At 67.4% G+C, this 3,574-nt stretch carries 1 protein-coding gene and 1 pseudogene; both read right to left on the bottom strand.

Translation table 11 applies throughout. The features are described from left to right. Positions 1-1,084, bottom strand: a pseudogene (gene mnmE / locus JCM9942_RS12320) (tRNA uridine-5-carboxymethylaminomethyl(34) synthesis GTPase MnmE); the annotation flags it as partial. 3 nt (positions 1,085-1,087) lie between these two features. Then, positions 1,088-3,574, bottom strand: a 2,487-nt coding sequence (locus JCM9942_RS12315) for a polysaccharide deacetylase family protein (RefSeq protein WP_054660004.1), incomplete at its 5' end; no start/stop codon positions are given.

Genomic DNA, 3,574 nt, shown 5'->3' with positions numbered 1-3,574 from the left:
GCTGTTCCAGCCCCTGGCCACTGGCCGGCCGACAGCGCGATGCGGTCGGCGCCCAGCTCCTGCGGCCATTGCGGCAGCAGATCGCACTTGTTGTGGATCCACAGCTGGCGCGCCGCCTGTGTGGCGGCATCGCCAATGGCAAGGCGCCCCGCTTCGGGGTCACGGGCATCCAGCACCACGATGGCCAGATCCGCGCGCTGCATTTCCGCGCGAGCGCGGCGCATGCCTTCGCGTTCGATGGCATCGCCGCCTTCGCGCAGACCGGCGGTGTCCACCAGTTCCAGCTCCAGCCCGTCGATGCGGATGGTCTCGCGCAGGGTATCGCGGGTGGTGCCGGCGATATCGGTGACGATCGCCCGTTCACTGCCGGCCAGCGCATTGAGCAGCGAACTCTTGCCGGCGTTGGGCGGGCCGATCAGCACCGCATGCAGGCCATCACGCAACTTGCGGCCGCGCTCGGCATCGATGCGCAGCTGGCCCAGCAGCGCGCGCGCCTGTTCCACGCCGGCCCGCACCTGCGCACCGCCCAGCGTATCGAGCGGTTCATCGGCGAAATCGATCGCCGCCTCCACATGGATCCGCAGCCGCACCAGTTGCTCGGCCACCTCGTCCACGCGTTGCGAGAACACGCCGTCGAGCGACCGGCGCGCAGCCCGCGCGGCGCGCACATCACCGGCGGCGATCAGATCGGCAATCGCCTCGGCCTGGGCCAGGTCGAGTTTTCCGTTGAGGAATGCCCGCTCGCTGAATTCACCGGCGCGGGCCTGGCGCGCGCCCAGTTCGATGCAGCGCGCCAGCAACTGGCGCAGCACCACCGGGCTGCCATGGCCCTGCAGCTCCACCACATCCTCGCCGGTGAAACTGCGCGGACCGGGGAAATACAGCGCGATGCCATCGTCGATCACCTCCCCGGCTGCATCGCGGAATCTGGCGTAATGCGCATGCCGCGGCTTGAGCGGTGGACACCCCAGGGCAGCGGCGAGGCGCAGCGACAGCGGGCCGGAGATGCGCAGCATGCCGACACCACCGGCGCGGCGCCGCTGGCAATGGCGACAATGGTCTGGCCGGTGGACAGTTCATTCATGGCTTACAGCTTCTGCAGTTGGGCGCGGGCCTGGGCGGCGCCGCCGCCGGTGGGCTGCAGCTCCAGATAGGTGGTGTAGGCCTGCCGGGCCCTGGCGGTGTCGCCCAGATGGAAATAGGCATCGCCCAGGTTCAGATAGGCCACTGCCCGCGAGGGGTCGATCTTCAGCGTGTTCTCCAGCCAGCGCGCCGCCTCGGCGTAGCGCTGCTGGCGGTAGTAGACGAAGCCCAGGTTGTTGGCCGCCAGCGCGAAGTCCGGGCGCAGTTTCAGCGCTTCGGTGAACTGCGCCACCGCCTCGTCGTAGCGCTTCTCGCGGTACAACTGCAGGCCGCGGTCGTTGGCCTGCTGCGCGCGCTGGCGCTCGGACAACGGCACTGCCGCCGGCACTTGCAGCGTGCTGCGTCCCCCTTGCAGATCGGCCACTGTCACCGGGGCCTTGGCGTCGCCGCCGGGCCTGGTTTCCTGCACGGCTTCCACGCGACTGTTGAGCGCGATCGCATCGGCCGAGAGCTGGCGCGTGTCGGCGGTCAGGAATTCCTGGCTGTCGGGTAACTGGAACACGAATTCGCCGCCCTGCGAACCCGGCAGGCTGCCGAAGGCCGGGGTCTGCTTTGACACTGCCGACACCGCCGGCGCCACATACGCGGCCAGTTCGGTCCCGGTGATCAGACCATCACCATTGAGATCGCCCTTGCCGCCCAGCGCCTGCAGCAGCACCCAAGTGAACACCGAATGCCCGTTCGGGCCGCTGTCGGCCACCTGCTGGTCGGCACCACCGGCGGTGAGCATCTGCCGCGCGCTGCGACGGGCGTTCTCGCGCAGGAACGTCGAGGAACTGCCACCGCCACGGGACAGCCCCAGCCCGCTGTAGCAGGCATCCATCACGAACAGCACGTGCTTGGCCTGCAGGCTCTCGGCAATGTTCTGGATGTCGGTCATCGCAATGGCATCGGTGGCGAACTCGTTGGGATCCGAATCCACCGGGATGATGTAGCCCAGGTCGCGACCGGAGGCGAGCTGGCGGGTGGCGCCATGGCCGGCGAAGAACACGAACACGCGGTCGTTCTTGCCGGTGCGGTCATCGACCAGACGATCATGGAAGGCGGCCAGGATGTTGTTGCGCGTGGCCTGCTCGTTCTTCAGCACGATCACCTGCGACGACGGGAAACCGAACTGCCCGGTCAACGTATCGGCGATGGATTGCGCATCGCGCCCGGCGTATTCGAGCTTCGGCCATTTGGCGTACTCATCGATGCCGATGACGATCGCCCAGGATTTTCCGTAGCCGGTGGTGACCGTGGCCTCGTCGCGGGCGCCCTGCCGCGCACGGCTGACGGTGAAATCCCGGCCGTTCCAGCCGGCGAACTGGTAACCGTCGGCAATCAACCGGTCCAGGATCTGCGGCAAGGCTTTGACCGCGCGGTCGTGGATGTCATGGAACAGGATGATGCCCTTCTGCTCCTTGTGCACCTGCTCGAGCACGCGCTGCACGATCGATTCGGGCACCGGGTCGGCCCAGTCCATCGAATCGATGTTCCACATGATCGACTTCAGCCCCGCTTCGCCCAGCAGCTGCAGGCCTTCGGCGTTGCGCGCGCCATAGGGGAAGCGGAACAGCGGCGCGCGCCGGCTATCCACCCCCTTGAGCAGGGTATCGGTGGCCAGCACCTGTTCGCGCAGCGCATCACCACTGGTGCGCGAGAGCTGCGCGTGGGTCAGGCTGTGGTTGCCCACCGCATACCCCTGTTCCATCAGGTTGCGGCTGATACCGGCCATCGGTCCCAGCGCGACGCTGCCATCGGCCTGCACCGTGCCCAGGTTGCGACCCACCTCGAAGAACACGCCGGGCACGTCGTAGCGCTTGAGGATGGCGACCACCTCCTCGGTGTAGGCCTTGTGCGGACCGTCATCGAAGGTGAGCACCACGGTCTTGGCCGGCAGGTCGCGGCCGAAAATCTCGCGCTCGCTGTCGCGCATCGACATCGGGTACGGCTCGATCACGCCGTAGTCGCGCAGGATCGCCTCACGGCTGTACTGCTTGCGCAGGTGGGCGATGTAGTCCTCCCACTTCTCACGCTTCAGGTCGATGGCGCGGGTGCGCTCGAAGCGGCTGAAGATGCGGGTGATTTCCTGGTTGTAGTTGCGCTCGATCGCATCGAGTGCCTCCAGGTCCTCGCCGATACGCTGGTGCAGCTTCACCGCCGGCAGCGAGGAATCGGCACCGACGCGCACCTGCAGCTCGCGCAACACTTCGCGAAAAGCCAGGCGATCGGCATCAAACAGCTCCGGCGCCGATTCGATGTAATCGAGCACCGCCGACAGCGTGGCGAAACGTTGTGGACTGGCCCCGCGCAGCAGGCGGTCGAACTGGGTGGCGATGGCCTCGCGCTGCGCCAGCCCGTCATGGAACAGCTGCTGGCCGATGCGGCTGGAAGTACTGCGATCCGCCGCCGACTGCTGCGCCTCGTCGGCCAGCAGCACGATGATGCG

The organism is Stenotrophomonas pictorum JCM 9942, from assembly GCF_001310775.1.
Classification (GTDB): Bacteria; Pseudomonadota; Gammaproteobacteria; order Xanthomonadales; family Xanthomonadaceae; genus Stenotrophomonas; species Stenotrophomonas pictorum.
This window is presented reverse-complemented; position numbering and strand designations above follow the sequence as displayed.